Source organism: Nonomuraea sp. PA05 (assembly GCF_008086045.1).
Lineage (GTDB): Bacteria > Actinomycetota > Actinomycetes > Streptosporangiales > Streptosporangiaceae > Nonomuraea > Nonomuraea monospora.
The window spans coordinates 141,881-160,706 of record NZ_VSEY01000016.1 but is presented as its reverse complement, the minus strand read 5'-3'; the positions used below and the strand labels follow the sequence as shown (position 1 = coordinate 160,706).

At 72.2% G+C, this 18,826-nt stretch carries 18 protein-coding genes; 10 read left to right on the top strand and 8 right to left on the bottom strand.

The features are described 5' to 3' along the window. Positions 1 to 39 precede the first annotated feature (39 nt). The 9 genes from FXF51_RS25410 (at position 40) to FXF51_RS25370 (ending at position 8,787) form a co-directional block, all read left to right on the top strand. Positions 40 to 669 carry a 50S ribosomal protein L25/general stress protein Ctc gene (locus FXF51_RS25410; RefSeq protein ID WP_148437161.1) on the top strand — a complete coding sequence of 210 codons (630 nt, stop codon included), beginning with the start codon at positions 40 to 42 and terminating at the stop codon, positions 667 to 669. 108 nt (positions 670 to 777) lie between these two features. Next, positions 778 to 1,362, top strand: coding sequence for an aminoacyl-tRNA hydrolase (gene pth / locus FXF51_RS25405; RefSeq protein ID WP_148437160.1), 585 nt, complete (start codon positions 778 to 780; stop codon positions 1,360 to 1,362). 113 nt (positions 1,363 to 1,475) lie between these two features. Beyond that, positions 1,476 to 2,915, top strand: coding sequence for a sugar transferase (locus tag FXF51_RS25400; RefSeq protein WP_148437159.1), 1,440 nt, complete (start codon positions 1,476 to 1,478; stop codon positions 2,913 to 2,915). Further along, positions 2,915 to 3,679, top strand: coding sequence for a 3'(2'),5'-bisphosphate nucleotidase CysQ (locus tag FXF51_RS25395; protein WP_187414558.1), 765 nt, complete (start codon positions 2,915 to 2,917; stop codon positions 3,677 to 3,679). The genes FXF51_RS25400 and FXF51_RS25395 overlap by 1 nt, the downstream gene beginning before the upstream one ends. A gap of 19 nt (positions 3,680 to 3,698) precedes the next feature. Next, positions 3,699 to 4,613, top strand: coding sequence for a sulfate adenylyltransferase subunit CysD (gene cysD, locus FXF51_RS25390; RefSeq protein WP_148437157.1), 915 nt, complete (start codon positions 3,699 to 3,701; stop codon positions 4,611 to 4,613). A 2-nt stretch (positions 4,614 to 4,615) separates the two neighbouring features. Continuing rightward, positions 4,616 to 5,878: a sulfate adenylyltransferase subunit CysN gene (gene cysN / locus FXF51_RS25385; protein ID WP_148437156.1), complete on the top strand. Its 1,263-nt coding sequence runs from the start codon at positions 4,616 to 4,618 to the stop codon at positions 5,876 to 5,878. Between the two features lie 86 nt (positions 5,879 to 5,964). Then, positions 5,965 to 6,861, top strand: a complete 897-nt coding sequence (locus FXF51_RS25380) for a sulfotransferase (RefSeq protein ID WP_187414557.1) — start codon at positions 5,965 to 5,967, stop codon at positions 6,859 to 6,861. Beyond that, entirely contained in the window at positions 6,858 to 7,736 is an 879-nt protein-coding gene (locus FXF51_RS25375) for a glycosyltransferase family 2 protein (RefSeq protein ID WP_148437155.1), read from the top strand. The genes FXF51_RS25380 and FXF51_RS25375 overlap by 4 nt, the downstream gene beginning before the upstream one ends. Before the next feature lie 172 nt (positions 7,737 to 7,908). Next, positions 7,909 to 8,787 carry a WecB/TagA/CpsF family glycosyltransferase gene (locus tag FXF51_RS25370; RefSeq protein WP_262379826.1) on the top strand — a complete coding sequence of 293 codons (879 nt, stop codon included), beginning with the start codon at positions 7,909 to 7,911 and terminating at the stop codon, positions 8,785 to 8,787. Here the strand turns inward: FXF51_RS25370 and FXF51_RS25365 are convergent. The 6 genes from FXF51_RS25365 to FXF51_RS25340 all read right to left on the bottom strand — a co-directional run bounded on the left by FXF51_RS25365 (position 8,741) and on the right by FXF51_RS25340 (position 15,400). Then, entirely contained in the window at positions 8,741 to 9,673 is a 933-nt protein-coding gene (locus tag FXF51_RS25365) for a sulfotransferase (RefSeq protein WP_148437154.1), read from the bottom strand. The two genes, FXF51_RS25370 and FXF51_RS25365, sit on opposite strands and share 47 nt — an antisense overlap. Then, positions 9,670 to 10,917 (bottom strand): lipopolysaccharide biosynthesis protein, encoded by a 1,248-nt coding sequence (locus tag FXF51_RS25360; RefSeq protein ID WP_262379825.1) that lies wholly within the window; start codon positions 10,915 to 10,917, stop codon positions 9,670 to 9,672. Before FXF51_RS25360 ends, FXF51_RS25365 begins: the two co-directional genes overlap by 4 nt. Next, positions 10,905 to 11,750 carry a sulfotransferase family protein gene (locus FXF51_RS25355; RefSeq protein WP_148437153.1) on the bottom strand — a complete coding sequence of 282 codons (846 nt, stop codon included), beginning with the start codon at positions 11,748 to 11,750 and terminating at the stop codon, positions 10,905 to 10,907. Before FXF51_RS25355 ends, FXF51_RS25360 begins: the two co-directional genes overlap by 13 nt. A 5-nt stretch (positions 11,751 to 11,755) precedes the next feature. Next, on the bottom strand, positions 11,756 to 12,664 hold the full coding sequence (locus FXF51_RS25350; protein ID WP_148437152.1) for a hypothetical protein: 909 nt from the start codon (positions 12,662 to 12,664) through the stop codon (positions 11,756 to 11,758). Next, positions 12,661 to 13,959, bottom strand: a complete 1,299-nt coding sequence (locus FXF51_RS25345) for a hypothetical protein (RefSeq protein WP_148437151.1) — start codon at positions 13,957 to 13,959, stop codon at positions 12,661 to 12,663. The genes FXF51_RS25350 and FXF51_RS25345 overlap by 4 nt, the downstream gene beginning before the upstream one ends. Positions 13,960 to 14,104: 145 nt before the next feature. Beyond that, positions 14,105 to 15,400, bottom strand: coding sequence for a Wzz/FepE/Etk N-terminal domain-containing protein (locus FXF51_RS25340; protein WP_148437150.1), 1,296 nt, complete (start codon positions 15,398 to 15,400; stop codon positions 14,105 to 14,107). Between the two features lie 281 nt (positions 15,401 to 15,681). Here FXF51_RS25340 and FXF51_RS25335 point away from each other — a divergent pair, with 281 nt between their 5' ends. Beyond that, positions 15,682 to 16,710, top strand: a complete 1,029-nt coding sequence (locus FXF51_RS25335; RefSeq protein WP_262379824.1) for a glycoside hydrolase family 26 protein — start codon at positions 15,682 to 15,684, stop codon at positions 16,708 to 16,710. Here the strand turns inward: FXF51_RS25335 and FXF51_RS25330 are convergent. Both FXF51_RS25330 and cysC read right to left on the bottom strand, forming a co-directional pair. After that, positions 16,655 to 17,545 (bottom strand): sulfite exporter TauE/SafE family protein, encoded by an 891-nt coding sequence (locus tag FXF51_RS25330; protein WP_148437149.1) that lies wholly within the window; start codon positions 17,543 to 17,545, stop codon positions 16,655 to 16,657. The genes FXF51_RS25335 and FXF51_RS25330 overlap by 56 nt on opposite strands. Beyond that, positions 17,533 to 18,747 (bottom strand): adenylyl-sulfate kinase, encoded by a 1,215-nt coding sequence (gene cysC, locus FXF51_RS25325; protein WP_148437148.1) that lies wholly within the window; start codon positions 18,745 to 18,747, stop codon positions 17,533 to 17,535. The genes FXF51_RS25330 and cysC overlap by 13 nt, the downstream gene beginning before the upstream one ends. Between the last annotated feature and the right edge of the window lie 79 nt (positions 18,748 to 18,826).

Below are 18,826 nucleotides of genomic sequence, written 5' to 3'. Positions count from 1 at the left end.
GCGCGCGAACCTCCGTCTACCGCATCCCTAGGAGATGTCGTGTCCGAAGTACGTATCGCAGCCGAGCCCCGCACCACGTTCGGCAAGGGCGCCGCTCGCAAGATCCGCCGCTCCGACAAGGTGCCCGCCGTCCTCTACGGCCACGGCATCGACCCCAAGCACCTGACCCTGCCGGGCCACGAGGTGCTGCTCGCGCTGCGCACCCCCAACGTGCTGATCCACCTCAAGGGTGAGGGCGTCGACGAGCTCGCCCTGCCCAAGGGCGTGCAGCGCGACCCGATCAAGGGCTTCGTCGAGCACGTCGACCTGCTCCTGGTCAAGCGCGGCGAGAAGGTCACGGTCGAGATCCCGGTCACCACGGTCGGCGACGTCAACTCCGAGGGCCTGCTCGACCAGCAGCTCGTCTCCGTCGCCGTGGAGGCCGAGGCCACCCACATCCCGACGGGCGTCGAGGTCGACGTCGAGGGTCTGGAGATCGGCACCGTGATCACCGCGGCCGACCTCAAGCTCCCGCAGGGCGCCACGCTGGTCGCCGACGCCGAGACCGTCATCCTCCAGGTCATCAACAAGCCGACCGAGGCTGTCGAGGAGGAGGCCGGGGAGGCCGCCGAGGGCGAGACCGCCGAGGCTCCCGAGGGCGAGACCGCCGAGGCTCCCGCCGCCGAGTAAGCGCGACGGGTTCATTCGTGAACGGGGCGGCCGGACTCGAGCCGTCCCGTTCCGCTGTGCGGGGCCGCTCCGCGGAGTCTCCGCATGAGGCTGTGGAAGGCTGTGAGCATGGATCGCTGGCTGATCGCCGGACTGGGCAACCCGGGCGCCGAATACGCGGGCAACCGGCACAACGCGGGCTTCATGGTGCTCGACGAGCTGGCCGCCAGGGCGAGCGGGCGGTTCAAGGCGCACAAGAGCAGGGCCGAGGTGTGCGAGACGAGCGCCGCCATCCTGGCCAAGCCGCTGACGTACATGAACCTGTCCGGCGGGCCCGTCAAGGCGCTCGCCGACTTCTACAAGATCGGCCCGGAGCGGCTGATCGTCGTGCACGACGAGCTGGACGTGCCCTACGGCGCGCTGCGCGCCAAGCTGGGAGGCGGCGACAACGGCCACAACGGCCTCAAGTCGATCACCAAGGTCCTCGGCACCCGCGACTACTTGCGGGTCCGGTTCGGCATCGGGCGCCCGCCCGGCCGCATGGATCCGGCCTCCTTCGTGCTGCGCGACTTCGCCACCATGGAGCGCAAGGACCTGCCCTTCCTGGTGGACCGGGCGGCCGACGTGGTGGAGTCGCTGATGAGCCGCGGCCTGGAAGTCACGCAGAACGAGTTCCACCGGGCTGATCTGCACATTTCCGGCCCTCCTCGCTGATCACCGCATAGGGCCGTTCGCCGGTTGACCGGCGTGCGCGCGGCTACGATCTGTGACTGTCCGTTCAGGAGCTGGTCATACCTGGAGGCAGTCGCGTGCGCGGTAACGAGCTCTTGACCGTTGTCTGGTCGGGTCAAGGGGTCACCTGGGGAAACGGGCCGCGCACGCCCTCCTGGGTCCGCTCGTACCGGCTCAGGGCCGTGCTGGGCGACCTGTGCGGGGCCTGGCTCGGGGCCGGGGCGGCGTTCACGGTCAGGTTCGGCGGCCTCACGGCGTACGTGCTGCCGTACCTGCTGGTCAGCCTGGCGCTGCCGCTGGTGTGGTGTTGCGCGGTGGCGCTCAGCAGGGCGTACGAGCCGCGCATGCTCGGCGTCGGCTCCGAGGAGTTCCGCCGCATCGTCCAGGCCGGCGTGGCGCTGACCGCGGGCACGGCCATCGGCTCCTACGTCACCAAGACCGACGTCGCGCGCGGCTACGTGGTGCTGGCCCTGCCGCTCGTCACGCTGCTGACGCTGATCTTCAGGCACGCCCTGCGCTGTTCCCTGTACCGCCGCAGAGCGGCGGGCGCGTGCATGCGCAAGGTCGTCGCCGTCGGCCACGCGACCTCGATCGCCGAGCTGGTGCGCCTGTTCCGCGAGGAGCGCCACCACGGCATGGACGTCGTGGCCGCCTGCCTGCCCGGCGGGCACGCCGGCGAGCGGCTGGAGGCGGTGCCCGTCGCGGGCGATCTGAGCGACGTGCCGCTCGTCGTGGAGCACTACGAGGCCGACACGGTGGCCGTGCTGGCCTGCCCCGAGATGGACGGGCAGGCGCTGCGGCGGCTGGCCTGGCGGCTGGAGCGCACCCAGACCGAGCTGGTCGTGGCCCCCGCGCTGATGGACGTGGCCGGCCCGCGCACCACGATCAGGCCCGTCGCCGGGATGCCGCTGCTGCACGTCGAGCATCCCGAGCTGGCCGGGGCCAGGCAGCTCATCAAGAACGTCTTCGACCGGCTGGTGGCCGCCGCCCTGCTGGTGCTGCTGTCCCCGCTGCTGGCGGGGCTGGCGATGGCCGTCCGCGCGACCAGCCCTGGGCCCGCGCTCTTCCGCCAGACCAGGGTGGGCAGAGACGGGCGGCTGTTCACCATGGTGAAGTTCCGCACGATGCGGCGCGGCTCCGAGGAGCAGAAGATCACGCTGGTCAGCGACAGGGAGGGGGTGCTGTTCAAGATCCGCAACGATCCGCGGGTCACGCCGCTCGGCACCCTCATGCGCCGCCACTCGCTGGACGAGCTGCCCCAGCTCATCAACGTCGTACGCGGCCACATGTCGCTTGTCGGCCCCCGGCCGCCGCTGCCGGAAGAGGTGGCACGCTACGGTGACGACGTGCGCAGACGACTCCTCGTACGCCCTGGGCTGACCGGGCTGTGGCAGGTCAGTGGTAGATCTGACCTATCTTGGGAGGAATCCGTGCGCCTCGACCTGCGTTACGTGGAGAACTGGTCCCTCACTCTGGACCTCCAGATCCTGTGGAAGACTTGGTCGGCCGTCGCCCGCGGGCAAGGAGCATATTGATGACGATTCGCGACGACCACGCTCTCGCCGCCGACCTGGCGACCGAGGCAGGTGAGAGACTGCTGCGCACCCGGGAGCGCACCGGGTTCGCCGACTCGGCCGCGCTGCGCGCCGAGGGCGACAGGTCCTCCCACCTCTACCTCATGGAGTCGCTGGCCCGGTTGCGGCCCAGCGACAGCGTGCTGTCGGAGGAGGCCACCCGTGAGGAGCGCCTCGACCCCAAACGGTTGAAGGCCGAGCGGGTGTGGATCGTCGATCCGCTCGACGGCACCAGGGAGTTCGCCGAGGAGGGCAGGGCCGACTGGGCCGTGCACGTGGCGTTGTGGGAGCGCGGGGAGCTGAGCGCCGGGGCCGTGGCACTGCCCGCCCAGGGGCGCACGCTGACGACCGCCGAGCCGCCGAAGCCGCCCTCGTACGAGAAGGGCCGGTTCCGCATCGCGGTGAGCCGCACGCGGCCGCCCGAGTTCGTGCAGAAGCTGGCCTACCTCGTCGGCGCCGACCTCGTGCCGATCGGCTCGGCCGGGGCGAAGATCTCCGCGGTGCTCACCGGCGAGGTGGAGGCGTACGTCCACGCCGGCGGCCAGTACGAGTGGGACTCCGCCGCGCCGGTCGCCGTCGCGCTGGCCGCGGGGGTCCACGCGAGCCGCATCGACGGCTCCGAGCTGACCTACAACCAAGCCGACCCGTCACTACCCGATATCCTGGTTTCCCTACCGGAGCTGGCGACATCCCTGCTCGCCGGTATCCGGGACCTGCACCGCTGAACCCGCCGGAGGAAGCTCCATGCTGCAGCGCGACTACACGACGTCGCAGCTCGACGTGCTCGAAGCAGAGGCCATTCACATCATGCGCGAGGTGGCGGCCGAGTTCGAACGTCCCTGTCTGCTCTTCTCCGGAGGCAAGGACTCGATCGTCATGCTCCGCATCGCGGAGAAGGCGTTCTGGCCCGCCGCGATCCCGTTCCCGCTCATGCACGTCGACACGGGCCACAACTTCGACGAGGTCATCGAGTTCCGCGACCGCCGCTCCGCCGAGCTGGGCGCGCGGCTGATCGTCGCCAGCGTGCAGGACTCCATCGACCAGGGCCGCGTCGTGGAGGAGACCGGGCGGCGCGCCTCGCGCAACCGCCTGCAGACCACCACGCTGCTCGACGCGATCGAGGAGCACGAGTTCGACGCCGTCTTCGGCGGCGCCAGGCGCGACGAGGAGAAGGCCCGCGCCAAGGAGCGGGTGTTCTCCTTCCGCGACGACTTCGGCCAGTGGGACCCGAAGAACCAGCGCCCCGAGCTGTGGAGCCTGTACAACTCGCGCATCCGCAAGGGTGAGCACATCCGCGTCTTCCCGCTGTCCAACTGGACCGAGCTCGACGTCTGGGACTACATCAGGCGCGAGGGCATCGAGATCCCCTCCATCTACTTCGCCCACACCCGCAAGGTCTTCGAGCGCGACGGCATGCTGCTGCCCGACGGCGACGTCGTCCAGCGCGGCGACGACGAGCCGCTGTTCGAGGCCGTGGTGCGCTACCGCACCGTGGGCGACATGACCTGCACCGGCGCCGTGCAGTCCACGGCCGCGACGGTCGAGGAGATCATCGAGGAGATCGCCGCCACCCGGATCACCGAGCGCGGGGCCACCAGGGCCGACGACCGCTCGTCCGAGGCCGCGATGGAAGATCGCAAGCGAGAGGGCTACTTCTAACGATGGACATTCTGCGCTTTGCCACGGCGGGAAGCGTCGACGACGGCAAGTCCACCCTCATCGGACGGTTGCTCTTCGACTCCAAGGCGATCTTCGAGGACCAGCTCGAAGCCGTCGAGCGCACCTCGCGCGACCGCGGCACCGAGTACACCGACCTGTCGCTGCTGACCGACGGCCTGCGCGCCGAGCGGGAGCAGGGCATCACGATCGACGTGGCCTACCGCTACTTCGCCACCCCGCGCCGCAAGTTCATCATCGCCGACACCCCCGGGCACATCCAGTACACCAGGAACATGGTCACCGGCGCCTCCACGGCCGACCTGGCCATCGTGCTCATCGACGCCCGCAAGGGCGTGCTGGAGCAGTCGCGGCGGCACGCGTTCCTGACCTCGCTGCTGCGTGTCCCGCACCTGGTGCTCGCCGTCAACAAGATGGACCTCGTCGACTACTCCCAGGAACGCTTCGAGGAGATCAAGGACGAGTTCACGGCGTTCGCGTCCAAGCTGAACATCGGCGACCTCACCTTCATCCCCATCTCCGCGCTCAACGGCGACAACGTGGTCTCGCGCAGCGAGAACATGCCGTGGTACCTCGGCACGTCCCTCCTGCACCACCTGGAGAACGTGCACATCGCCTCCGACCGCAACCTCACCGACGTGCGCTTCCCCGTGCAGTACGTCATCCGCCCGCAGCGGGCCACCGACCCGGCCTTCCACGACTACCGCGGCTACGCCGGACAGGTGGCGGGCGGCGTGCTCAAGCCCGGTGACGAGGTGGTGCACCTGCCGTCCGGGCTGACCACGCGCATCGCCTCCATCGACACCTTCGACGGGCCGATCGAGGAGGCGTTCCCGCCCATGTCGGTGACGCTGCGCTTCGAGGACGACATCGACGTCTCGCGCGGCGACATGATCGCCAGGCCCAACAACCAGCCCCAGGTCGCGCAGGAGCTGGAGGCGATGGTCTGCTGGATGGCCGACGGCGTCAAGCTGGGGCCGCGGTCCAAGCTGACGATCAAGCACACCACCCGTACGGCCCGCGCGCTCGTCCGCGACCTGCACTACCGGCTCGACGTCAACACCCTGCACCGCGACGAGGAGGCCACCTCGCTCGGCCTCAACGAGATCGGCCGGGTGTCGCTGCGCGTCACGCAGCCCCTGTTCGTCGACGACTACGCGCGCAACCGCTCCACCGGCGGCTTCATCCTCGTGGACGAGTCCACGAACGCCACCGTCGGCGCCGGCATGGTCATCGACGCAAGGTAGATCTTTTCGCGTTCGGATTACTTGCTCTTTACTCTCCGCAGTAGAGTCGTCGCGTTCCGTTGCTGCGACGCGAAGGCTCTCCTCCGTTGACTGATAGCGCGTCCGCCCGGGTGATCTACCTGGGCGGCCTTGGCCGAAGCGGCACCACGCTGCTCGAGAGGCTCCTCGGCGAGCTTCCGGGTGTGGTGCCGCTGGGCGAGGTGGTGCATCTGTGGGACCGGGGGGTTCTGGCGGAGGAGCTCTGCGGGTGTGGTTCCCCCTTCCCCGACTGCCCGTTCTGGCGGCAGGTGGGGGAGCGGGCGTTCGGCGGCTGGCGTCGCGAACTGGCCGAACGGATCGTCCTGCTGCGCGGCAGGATCGACCGCACCCGCAGGATCGCGCGGATCGCCCACCCCGACCTGGCCGAGTACGCGCGGGCCTACCGGCTGCTGTACGACGCGGCGGGCGCGCCCGTCGTCATCGACTCCAGCAAGCACGCGTCGCTGGCCTGCTGCCTGCTGGCGGGCGGCGTGGACGTCCGCGTCGTGCACGTCGTCAGAGACCCGCGCGCGGTCGCCCACTCCTGGGGCCGGACGGTGCACAGGCCCGAGGACGGCCGGCCGATGACCCGGTGGGGCCCCGCCCGCACCGCCCTGCATTGGTCGGCTCAGAACACCGCCCTGGAGCTGCTGCCCGGCCGCGGCGCCCGCGTGACCCGGGTCCGCTACGAAGACCTGCTCGCCGCCCCCGGCGAGACCCTGCTCACCCTGGCGCGGCAACTCGGCCTGCCCGAGCCGGAGCTGCCGTTCCTCGAAGGCCGCACCGCCTGGCTGGGGCCCTCCCACACCGCCTCAGGCAACCCCATGCGCTTCCACGTCGGGCGGGTCGAGCTGCGGCGCGACGACTCCTGGCGCTCCGGCCTGCCCCAGGCGCACCGGCGCGTCGTCAACGCCCTCACCTGGCCGCTCAGGGCCCGCTACGGCTACTGGGGTGTGGTGACGTGAGCCCATCCGTAGGGGTCGTCATCCCCACCCGCGGCGACCGCCCCGCCCTGCTCCGCCAGGCCGTCGACGCCGTGCTGCGCCAGGACTACCCGGGAAAGCTGCACGTGGTCGTCGTCGCCGACGGCCGCTCCCCGCACGACGTGACCGGCGTCCCGGTGCGCGTCCTGCCCAACACGCTCACCCCGGGCCTGCCGGGCGCCCGCAACACCGGCATCGCCGCCTGCGACACCGACCTCATCGCCTTCTGCGACGACGACGACATGTGGCTGCCCGGCAAACTCGCCACCCAGGTGCGCGCCCTCACCGAAGCCGGCGGCGAGTTCGCCAGCTGCGCCATCGAGGTCGAACACGGCCGCCGCCGCGTCACCCGCCTCGCGGGCACCTCCTCCATCACCGCCGCCGACCTGGTGCGCTCGCGGATGATGATGGTGCACTCATCGACGTTCCTGTTCTCGCGCGGGCTGCTCTGGCCCGACGAGAGCGCGCCCGGAGGGCAGAACGAGGACTGGGATCTGGTCCTGCGCGCCGCCAAGCGGAGGCCGCTCGTCCACGTCGACCAGCCGCTGGTGCTGGTGCGGTGGGCCGGATCCCACTATGCGGTCCGGTGGACGGACCGCATCGCCGGGCTCGAGTGGATGCTCGCCCGGCACCCTGAGCTGGCCGCGGACCCGCGTGGTGCGGCGCGGATCCGCGGCCAGCTCGCCTTCTGCCACGCGGCGCTGGGGGAGCGGCGGGCGGCTGTGCGGTGGGCTGTGGCGGCCTTGAAGGCTCGGCTCTTCGAGCCTCGGGTGCCGATCGCGCTCGCTGTGGCGGCCGGGGTCGTGACGGCGCCTACCGTGGTGGCCGCCTTGCAGCAGCGGGGCCACGGCATTTGAGCGTGCCTCCAGGGGCGGGGATGCCCGTCGCGGCCACCGCCATGCCCGCGCCCGCCACCGCGCCCGCCGTGCCGGCCAGTGCTGGGCCCGCTGCTGGGCCCGCCTCGCGCGACGCCGCATCGCCCCTGGCCCGTCACCGGTTAGCGCCGTGACTGCGGCGACGGGAGGTGTGGTGACGGCGGTTGTGCCGGTGGCAGGCGAGGGAGCGGTGATCGGGCCCGTGTCGGGTGAGAGCGTGAGGACGGACGGCAGGGCTGCGCGCGTGCAGGTGGCCGGGGTCGGGGTGGACGCGCTGACCGGGAGCGAGGTCGTGCACCGAGTCGCCCAGGCCTTGGAGGCCGGAAGAGGCGGCCGGATCATCACCCCGAACGTGGACATCTGCCGCGCAGCCGCCGCCGACCCCGCGCTCCGCGACCTGATCACCTCCGCCGACCTCGTCGTCCCCGACGGCATGCCGCTGGTGTGGGCGGCGCGGCTGCTCGGCACCCCCGTGCCCGAGCGGGTGACGGGCGCCGACCTGATCTGGTCGCTCAGCGCGCTCGCCGCCCGCCGCGGCTGGCCGGTCTACCTGCTCGGTGGCGGCCCGCCCGTGGTGGCGCGCAGGGCGGCGGCCGAGCTCAGGGGCCGCCATCCCGAGCTGAAGGTCTGCGGGGTGCACACGCCGCCGTACGCGTTCGACGCCACCGCCGAGGGTTCGGCCCGGGTGCGCGCGACGGTGGTGGCGGCGCGGCCACGGCTGGTGTTCGTCGGGCTCGGGTTCCCCCGGCAGGACCGGCTCATCGCCCGGCTGCGGGAGGAACTGCCGGGGGCCTGGTTCGTGGGGTGCGGGTCGGCCATCGCGTTCGCCGCCGGCACGGTCGCCAGGGCGCCCGCGTGGGCCGGGCGCGCCGGGCTGGAGTGGGCGTTCCGGCTGGCCGCCGAGCCGGGGCGGCTGGCGCGCCGCTACCTGGTCGACGACCTGCCGTTCGCGGTGCGGCTGCTCGGGGGGTGCCTGGCCGCCCGGCTCAGGTCCCCGTCAGGGCACGGACGCGGGCTGCCTCCTGCTCGCTGAGCCCCTGCGGCCCGCGCGCGATCGCCTGGCGCGAGTCCATCCGCCGGTACGCCGTTCGCGACAACCCCGACCACGCGAAGCCGCCCGACGTACCACCGGCCGAGGAGGCGCAGCAGGCTCGTACGATCCGCCGTTCGGCGGCCGGTGTCCAGCGCAGCCCCGCGTACGCGTACAGCCCCCGGAAGCCCGTCACCGGGTCGGCGGCCAGCGACTCGTACGGTGTGAGGAGGATCCCAGGCGTGCGCTCCAGCACAGCCCGAGTCACCCGCCACAGCGCCGCCGCCGTGGCCACCCGGTCGGGAGACCCGGCGAGCGCCCGCAGCTCCAGCACCTCGGGATGGTCCCTGACCAGCAGCGGCTGCTCCAGCAGCTCGCGCGGGTGCACCGTCCACCCCAGCCGCTGCCAGCTCGCCACGAACGACACCGGATCCCGCACCAGCGCGATCACCCGGCACCCCAGCCGCCGCGCGAACCATGCGGCGCTCAGCACGGCGAACGGGTCGTCCAGCAGCGCCCGCCGGCCCGTGAGGCGGCCAAGGGTGAAGGCGGTGCCGTAGCGGAGCATGCGGGCCAGGTCGTACGGGGAGCGGTTCGCGCGCAGTTCGGCCGGCCAGCGGTAGCGCAGGCGCACGGTGTCGCGGAAGGCGGGCAGCCAGTCGGCGGAGTTGTCGTCGCAGATGTACTGGAAGCGGTGGGTGACCCGGGCGTTGAGCACTCCGGGGCAGTGGCCTGGCGGGTGCTGGGGGTTGAGAGGCTCGTTGACGTAGACGAGGTCGCCTCCGGCGGTGAGCATCTTGCCGACCCAGCTCGTCCCGCTCCGGGGCAGTCCGGTGACGAGTACGGGGCTCCTGCGATCAGCGGTCCCGCCACCGGCCTGCCGCTTCATGCGACCGCCGTCCGCCGCAGCGCGGCGAGGGTGTGGCGGCCGAAGGGGTGCAGTCCGTAACGGCGGTGGAGCTGCCAGAGGGGCAGCAGGTTCTTGACGATCACACCGCCCGACCACCCGGCGACGGCCCCGAGCGCCCCGTGGGCCGGGATGAGCGCCAGGTCGAGCAGCACGGTGCAGGCGACGGCGGCCAGCAGGTTGGCCAGGCTGGCGCCGGTGTGCCCGGCGGCCGTCAGCACCACGTCCACCATCCCGCAGGCCGTCGCCACCATCATGGTTCCGGCGAGCACCAGCGCGACGGGTGCCGCGACCGCGTACGACGGCCCGAACAGCCGCAGCACCCACGGCGCCAGCACCGCGTACGCCAGCCAGACCGGCCACGTCAGCAGCACCAGCCAGGCCGTCGCGGCCTGGTACAGCTCGCGGGCCCGTTCCCGTTCGCCGTCGGCCAGCGCCCTGACCAGCCCGGCCTGCACCGACTGCGAGAGCCCCTGGTTGGCGAGCTGCCCGACGACCTTGAACCGGGTGGCCGCCGTGTAGACGGCCGCCTGCGCGGGGCCGGCGAGCGCGGCGACGATGACGATGTCCACGCGCTGGAACACGGCCTGGATGGCGCCGGCGAGCGACCGCGGCGCGGTGTAGCGCCACAGGTCGCGCCCCGTGCCCGGCAGGTACGGCGTGCGCGGCACCCGTCCGCGCAGCCCGGCCGCCGCCAGGATCAGGACCGGCAGGTACGGCGCCGCCCACGCCAGCGTCAGCCCCTGCCCGGAGACGCCCGCCAGCGCCGCCCCGCCGACGAGCAGGACCTGCCCGACCGGTACGGCCACCCCGTCGAGCAGCACGGTGGGCCGCATGAGGCCGAAGCCGCGGGTGGCGGCCAGCAGGACGTCCGCCACGACCATGACGGGCAGGACCAGGACGGGCGGGCCGAGGCGGGGGTAGAGCAGTATCGCCGCGCCCGCGGCGACGATGGCGCAGGGCACCAATGCTGCCCGGACATATCCGGAAATGCCGAGGTAGCTGTAGGTCTTGGCGCGGGCGATGAAGTAGATCAGCCCGTTGCCCGCGTCCAGTTTCGCGATGCCCGCCACCATGAGCATCAGCGCCGTCGCGGTGAAGAACGCCCCCGCCTCGGCCGCCGGGAACGCCCTGGTCACCACCACCACGAGGACGAACTGCGCCAGCGCCCCCAGCGCCGCCCCGCCGAGCCCGGCCAGCCCCTTGCGCCCGATCACCGCCGCCACGACGGCTCCTGGCCCAGCCAGCGCGGCAGCCGCGCGTCGTACGCCTCGAAGTGGTCGCGCAACGCCCGCCCCAGCACCTGCGGCACCCGGCGCGGCGGCACCCGCCCGTTGTGCCGCTCGAACGCCGGATAGCCCAGGTGCGGCAGGCCCAGGAAGTCCAGCACCCGGTCGTAGGCGGACTCGGGCTCGGCGAAGAAGCGGTGGCTGTCGAGGACGAGGATGCGTTCGCGGCCGATCAGCGGCTCCAGCCGGTCGAGCTGGTCGGCGTAGCGGCCCCTGGCGAGGTAGGCGTGGTGGCGGTGCGAGTGGTGCAGCGCGAGCGGCGACTCGCGCAGCAGCTCCTCGGCGCCTGCCAGGCGCTGGGCCTCCAGCTCCACGGCGTGCTCGAAGTGCGACTCCGTCTCGAACCCGCGGGCCAGCTCGTGGGCGTGCGCGGAGACGGCCCGCTCCACCGGGTCGCGGACCAGCACGATCAGCTTGACCCCCGGCAGGTCGGCGGCGATGCGCTCTCCGGCCAGCGGATGGAACAGGTAGTAGGGGGAGGACTCGTAGGCCTGGGCGCGGGTGCCGTACCGGTGGTGCAGCAGCGCGGCGCCCACCCGCAGCGGGAAGTGCGCCTGGTACCAGGCCATCCCGCGCCAGTAGGCGACGTCGAAGTAGTGCACGCCCTTGTGCAGCACGGGTTTGAGCAGCAGCGGATGCTGGGCCAGCGCCCGGTACAGGGAGGTGGTGCCGCACCGCTGCGCGCCCGTGAGCAGGAACGACGGCAGCACGCGTGCCCCCGACGTGAACCGTCCGGTGGCCCGCGACAGTGACAGGACCGATCGCTTCATCGTCCTCAAATCAACAGCTCCTCGTGGTCGACGGCCGGGTTGAGCCAGGACTCCGGCGGGCCGAGCGGCGCGTGGCCGTCGGCGGCGTGCCGCTCGGCCAGCGCGATGAGGTAGCGCTGCGCGGTCTGCCTGGCCGCCGGCGGCGACACGCCGAGTGGGGCCAGCAGCCGCGCGGCGCGCGCCACGCAGGCCCGCGCCGCGACCGGCGGCGCCGTCCTGCGCAGTGCCCGCTGGAAGAAGTGGTGGACGGCGTCGAAGCCGTAGGGCACGCCGACCTCGTACCGCTCCCAGTCCCACACCAGCAGCCGCCCGTCGCGGGAGCGGCACAGGTTCCAGGGCGCGAGGTCGCCGTGCCAGGCGGGGCGGGCGCCGCCGGTGAGGGCGATCTCCTTGACCGCGTCCAGCAGCAGCGGGCGGGGCACTCGGCCGCGCCGCAGCCGTCCGGGCACCGGCAGCGGCGACAGCGCCAGCACGGACAGGCCCCGCCAGTCGCCGTGGTGCAGCACGGCGGGGGCGGCGACCGTGCGCAGGGACAGCCCGGCCAGCCTGCGCAGCGCGGCCGCCTCGGCGGCGATCAGGGCGCGGGCCCGCTCACTGTCGCCGATCTTCACGAACGCCAGCCGCCGCCCGCCCGAGCGGGCCTCCAGGATGGGCTTGCGGTTGGCCCGCAGCGCCGGACGTACGTGGAGAACGGTCTCCACCGGACGGTGGAAGACGTCGCTGAGGTGCGCCGCGATCGACCCCTCGACGGGCACCTCGACCGGGGAGCCCAGATGCCACCAGCGGCGCGGCGCCAGCCTGCGCGGCACGGCGGCGTGCGGCAGCAGCGTGTACGGCCGGGGCGCGCCCGGCCCCGGATACAGCAGCCGCACGGTCTCCGCGAGATACCCGAGCCGGACGGCGGCGTCCCTCATCCGTCCTCCTTCGCCGCTCGTCCGCCCTCTTGCGCGTTCCTCCACAGGAGGGCGAAGGAGACGAGGTAGAGCGTGAGCGGCGTGACCAGGCCGTCGTAGATGAACATGTAGAGCAGCACCAGCCCCATCACGAGCACCCCGGCCAGCCCGACGGGGCTGCGGTCGCGCCAGTGGCGCAGGATCGCGCCCGCGAAGAACGCCATGTAGAGCACGGCCCCGGTGAACCCCTGCGTGATGATCAGCAGCCAGAGCTGCCCGTCGCTCCCCAGCGGCGGATGTCCGCAGGTGTCGCACCAGTCGGTCTTGCCGGTGGTGATCGTGCGGTGGTTGCCCGTGGCGTTGCGCGTGTTGCCGTACCCGATCACGGGGGAGTGTCCGGCGGCGGTGAGGGTGGCGCTGACGGTGAAGGCGCGGATGTCGTTGGAGTGCGGTTTGTCCAGGCGCTGCGCGACCAGCGAGGCGAGCGGGCTGAGCGCGAACGCCAGCGCCCCTGCCGCGAGCGCGCCGCAGAGCGCGGCCCTGGTACGCCCGCGCACCCGGACGATCACGTACAGGACGGCCAGGCCGAGCCCGATCCACAGGCCGCGGTTGAGCGAGTACACGATGGGGATGGCGGCGAGGGCGAGCACCACGGCCACGAGGAGCCTGTGCCGCGTCCCGCCGTGCACCCACCAGCCCACGACGAACCAGACCAGCAGCACCGAGGCGTTGCTGCCCCAGGCGTTGGCCCACTCGTACGGCGCCTCCGGCCTGGGGGAGGCGAAGCCGAGCACCTTCTGCGTCTGGGCGGCCGTGGGGTGGATGAGGTTCTGCACGAACGAGTTGCCGCTGATCCACTCGGGCAGCAGCAGCTCGACCGGCGAGGTGAAGGCGAAGCCGGGGAAGAACACGCCGAGCAGGCCGCCCGCGACCGTGCTGACGAAGAGCACGCCGAGCATGCGGACCAGGCGGAGCTGCGGCAGCTCCCGTTCGGTGAGGTTGCCCAGGTAGAGGACCATGATCAGGACGGAGCCGTAGAGCGCCAGGCGCATGCCGTAGCCGAGGAGCCGGCCCGCGCCCAGCTCGCCGTACGTGCCGGGGGGTGACTCGGCCAGCATCAGGCCGCTGACCAGGTATCCGGCCAGCAGCAGCAGCCACAGGCCGAACCCGTGGGGCACCCGGATCGGCCGTCGGCGCCACAGCAGCACCGCCATCGGGACGGCCAGCACGATCACCGACAGCCCGCCGAAGCCCAGCGCCCACCAGACCGGATAGCCGACCAGCAACGCCGCGATGGGCCACGCGGCCCCCGTCATCGCGGCCCCGTCGATCGCGGTCCGGTGAGAGAGGGCCCGGTGAGATAGGGCCCGGTGGGATGCGAGCCGGTGGAATGTGGCCCGGTGGCATGCGGGCACGTCGGACGGGGCCTTACCGAGTGCGGTGCTGTCGAGTGCGGTGCTGTCACGGCTGCTTGCCCGGCCGCCGAGGGTGGTGGTGGAGCGCCGGCATGGGGGTGGTCTCCGCGGACGTGCCAGGCTCCAGCTCGCCGGTCGCGACGAGCTTGCCGAGCGAGGTGTGCGGCCGTGGCTCCAGCAGCGGCACGAACGACGGCACCGCGTCGGTGGCCGTCACCACGCCGATGATCGGCACGTCGTGCCTGGCGAGCTGCCGGGCGACGGCCGCGACCTCCTCGGAGGTGACCAGGCCGAGGCCGATCAGCAGGACGGCGGCGTCCGCCCTGGACAGGTCGCGCACGTCGGAGCCGTCGAGCACGACGAGCGGCGCGCTCACGGCGAGCGGCTCGGCCAGCGAGGAGGCGTACAGGTCGGCGGGCAGCGCCCTGATCAGCAGCCGTTTGCCGGGGCAGGCGGAGACGACGGCGCAGGCCAGGTCGTGCAGCACGCCGTGCTCGCGCGGGCTGGACAGGTCGCTGAGGACGGGCAGGCCGGTGAGCCGTTCGACGTCGGCGGGGGTGCGCAGGCGCCGGTCGAGACGGTCGCGGGCGTAGACGGCGGCCGAGCCGAGCAGCAGCCCCGCCATCAGCCCGGTGCCCAGGTAGAGGGGCAGGCTGGGGGAGCTGGGCGTCTCGGGTGGCGTGGCCTGGCTGATGACGGTGCCGGGGGTGATCGCGACCGTCCTGAGCGCGTCGTACTTCAGCGCCAGGCTGGCGGCCTGCCGGTTGAGCACGCCCTGCCGCTGGGCGGCGATCGCGTGCGCGGCGCCGCCTCTGGGCAGGGTGCCGAGCTGCTTGATGACCTGGTCGATGCCGGCGTTGACCTGCTTGAGCTTGCTGAGCACGGCCTCCTGCTGCTGGGCCATGGCGGTCAGCGCGCTCTCGCGGCGGTGGGCCAGGTACGCCTCGGCGTACGCGCCCGCCTGCGCGGACGCGGTGGCGGGGTGGGCGGCGGTGACCGAGATCCACAGCACGGCGGAGTTGGGCGGGACGGTGACCTGGGCCGGTTCCGCGCGGTCGAGCCCGAGCGCCCTGGCGGCGCGCGCGGCGACCACGGCCGACTGGGCGACCTGGGCCTCGGTGTCGAGGTTGAGCGACTCGCGCTGGCGGCTGGTCACCTGGTTGGCCTGCTCCTGCGGGCCGACCGGCATGACGAGCACCTGCGTGGTGGCGGTGTAGGCCGGCGGGGTCAGCCGCATCAGCGCCAGCCCCGCGGTGCCGCCGAACACGACGCAGCCCACGAGGAGCAGCCACCGCCTGCGCAGCAGCGAGAGATGCTCGTCCAGGTCGGTGCCGGAGCTCATGTGCGCCCACTATAGGAGGGACGGTCAGCACCCAGGTTGAATACTCAAGATTTTCTCCGGTAAGGCCATAAAGAAGCAAACACAAAAAGCGAAATATCGGGAAATTGGGAACGTCACCTCACCGCTATGAACTGGAGAGACTTCCCTACTGGCTGAAGTTCCAGGAATGACATGGCAAGGTTCAGGGTGTGACAGGCGGGGTCGTTCGACGAGGGGGTTGGAAGGCTTTGCGGCTACGGGGCATTTCCCATGAAACAACATTCACCGGTGCGATTCTGGCCGTGGCCGTGCTGCTGGCCGCCTGCTCCACAGCCGAGGGCTCCGGCGTCCGGGCGGTGCCGGTCCAGGCTCCCGTGGCCAAGCAGGCGGGCGCGCCCGCGTGCACGGTCACGAGCAGGCTCATCCCGTCCTGCGGCGCGTGGTGGGGCATGGCGCCGGAGGTCTTCACCGGCGCCTCGGTGGAGCAGGCGCTGCACGGGGCGGAGTCGCGCATGGGCGCGCCGGCCGACGTGCTGCACGTCTATCACCGGGGCAGCGAGCTGTTCCCCACGGAAGCGGAGATCCGGCTGGCCCGCGATCCGGCCAGGCCGCGGCTGCTCATGATCAACTGGAAGCCGTCGTTCGACCGCACGTGGGCGGAGATCGCCGAGGGCGCGCTCGACGCCAGGATCGACCGGCTGGCCGGCCATCTGAGACAGACCTTTCCCGAGCGGTTCTTCCTCACCCTGCACCACGAGCCGGAGAACGACGTCGACCCCGGCTCGGGCTCCGGCATGGCGGCCACCGACTACGCGGCCATGTTCCGGCACGTCGTGCTCAGGCTGCGGGAGAAGGGCGTCAGGAACGCGATCGTGGTGATGACCTACATGGGCGCGCCCAACTGGGCGGCCAAGTCCTGGTTCGAGGAGCTGTACCCCGGTGACGACGTGGTCGACTGGGTGGCGATGGACCCGTACGCCGACGACCGGGTGGCCGACTTCGACGGGCTGGTGAACAAGACGCGCAAGGAGTATCCCGACTGGCCGGGCTTCTACCGGTGGATGCAGGCGCGCTTCCCCGGCAAGCCGGTCATGGTGGCCGAGTGGGGCGTGTTCGAGCGGCCGAAGGACCGTTCGTTCAAGCGGCGTTTCTTCGAGTCGGTGCTCAAGCAGATCAAGCGATACCCGCAGATCAAGGCGCTGCTCTACTTCGACTCGCCGCAGGCGCCGCGCGGCGACACGAGCTTCGACTCCGATCCCGGCGCTGACCGGGCCTTCACCGAACTGGCTCGAGATCCGTACTTCCGCTCGACGCCCGTGCCGCGGCCCTGACCCGCAGCCGCCAGCCGACGACGGTGACCGCGGTGGCGGCGAGCAGCGCCCAGACGGTGAGCGTGTTGTTCACGTCGAGCAGCTTGAGCGCGGAGGCCAGCAGGACGATCGCCAGCATGGCCCTGATCAGGCCGCCCGGAGCGCGCGAGGAGATCCTGGCGCCGAGGTAGACGCCCGGGATCGAGCCGATGAGCAGCGACAGCGTGAGGTCGAGCTGGAAGTCGCCGAACAGGAGGTGGCCGAGCGCGGCGGCGGTGACCAGGGGCACGGCCTGCACCAGGTCGGTGCCGACGAGCTGGTTGGCCTTGAGCGCCGGGTAGAGGACGAGCAGCGCCACGATGATCAGCGATCCCGAGCCGACGGAGGAGACGCCGACCACCAGGCCGCCGACCGTACCGACCAGTAGGGTAGGGATTGGGCGCACGACGATGTCGTTCGCGTCCGACGAGCCGCCCCGCCCGCCGAGCCAGCTCTTCAGCGCCATGCCCGCCACGGCCAGCAGCAGCGCGACGCCGAGCGCGTACTTGACCGCGTCGCTCACCGCGAACGCCCTGGCCAGGAAGACCCCGCAGAACGCCGCCGGCACCGAGCCCACGCACAACCAGCCGACCAGGCGCAGGTTGACGGTGCCCCGGCGCAGGTGCACGACGCTGCCGACCGGCTTCATCACGGCCGAGGCGACCAGGTCGCTGGAGACGGCGGCCAGCGGCGGCACGTTGAAGAACAACATCATCATCGGGGTCATGAGCGCGCCGCCGCCCATCCCGGTCAGCCCGACCACGATGGCGACGACGAAGGACCCCGCGATCAGCGCCCAGTCGATCAACGGACCCATCCTCCGCTCCTGAGCGTGTCCAGCACCCTGGACACGGCCGCCTCGATCGAGATGTGCGTGGTGTCGATGACCAGGTCGGCGTCGTCCGGCTCCTCGTAGGGGTCGGAGATGCCGGTGAACTCGGGGATCAGGCCGGCGCGCGCCTTGGCGTACAGGCCCTTGCGGTCGCGCCGCTCGCACTCCTCCAGCGGCGTGGCGACGTGCACGAGCAGGAAGTCGGCCCCGACGGACTCGACCATCTCGCGCACCTCCTCGCGGGTCGCCGCGTACGGCGCGATCGGCGCGCAGATCGCCAGGGCGCCGTGGCGGGCGGTCTCGGCGGCGACGAAGCCGATGCGGCGGATGTTCAGGTCGCGGTCCTGCTTGGAGAAGGTCAGGCCCTTGGACAGCAGGTGGCGCACCACGTCGCCGTCGAGGTAGGTCACTGTGCGGCTGCCCAGCTCCAGCAGCGCGTCGCGCAGGCCGCGGGCGATCGTGGACTTGCCGGAGCCCGACAGGCCGGTGAAGAACACCACCAGGCCGCGGCGGTGCGGCGGGCCGGGGATGCGCACGGGCTCGGGGCCCGCCAGGTGCTCTGCGGCGCCGTAGGCGGTGGCGACGTGCTCGCGCAGCTCCAGGTCGAGCTCGGGCTCCTCGCGCGGGGCCAGGGGCACGGGGACGACGAGCGTGCCCGGCGGGAGCTGCTCCTTGGCGCGCAGCGCGGCGCGGACGACCGCCGGGCCCGCCTCGCCGTACGCGAGGGGCAGCAGCAGGATCGTCGCGTCCAGCTCCTTGGCGGTGGCGACGATCTCGCCGAGGTCGTCGAGCGGGCCGCGCAGGGTGACGGCGAGCGCGGCGCGCCCGCCGAGCTCCTCCTTGACCTGGGCGGGGGTACGCCGGAGCCGCGCGAACGGCCCGTGCTCCGGCGTGCTCAGCGCCCTGAGCGGGCCGGCCGTGAGGCCGTCGGGCTCGTGCGCGGAAACGGTGAGCACGGCCAGCGGCAGGCCCTCGGGGTCGAGCAGCGTGACCTCGTCGCCGGGCTTCAGATCGGCGCCGACGTGCAGGGTCACGGGCGCGGGCCACGGGGTGCCGTCGGCGAGCGTGCCGCGCTCGTGCACGGTGTGCAGGTCGTCGTGGGCGAGGAACCCCGTCAGTGGCTCGAACGCGCCGGACAGCAGCAGTTCGAGGTCGGCCAGCTCGCGCGGGTCGGGGGTCCACTCCACGTTGTCTGCATCCCAACTATTCCGATTGAATTGGTAGGAAAGGAGTCTACCGGCTGATACCAGTGTGTCGCCAGCCCCT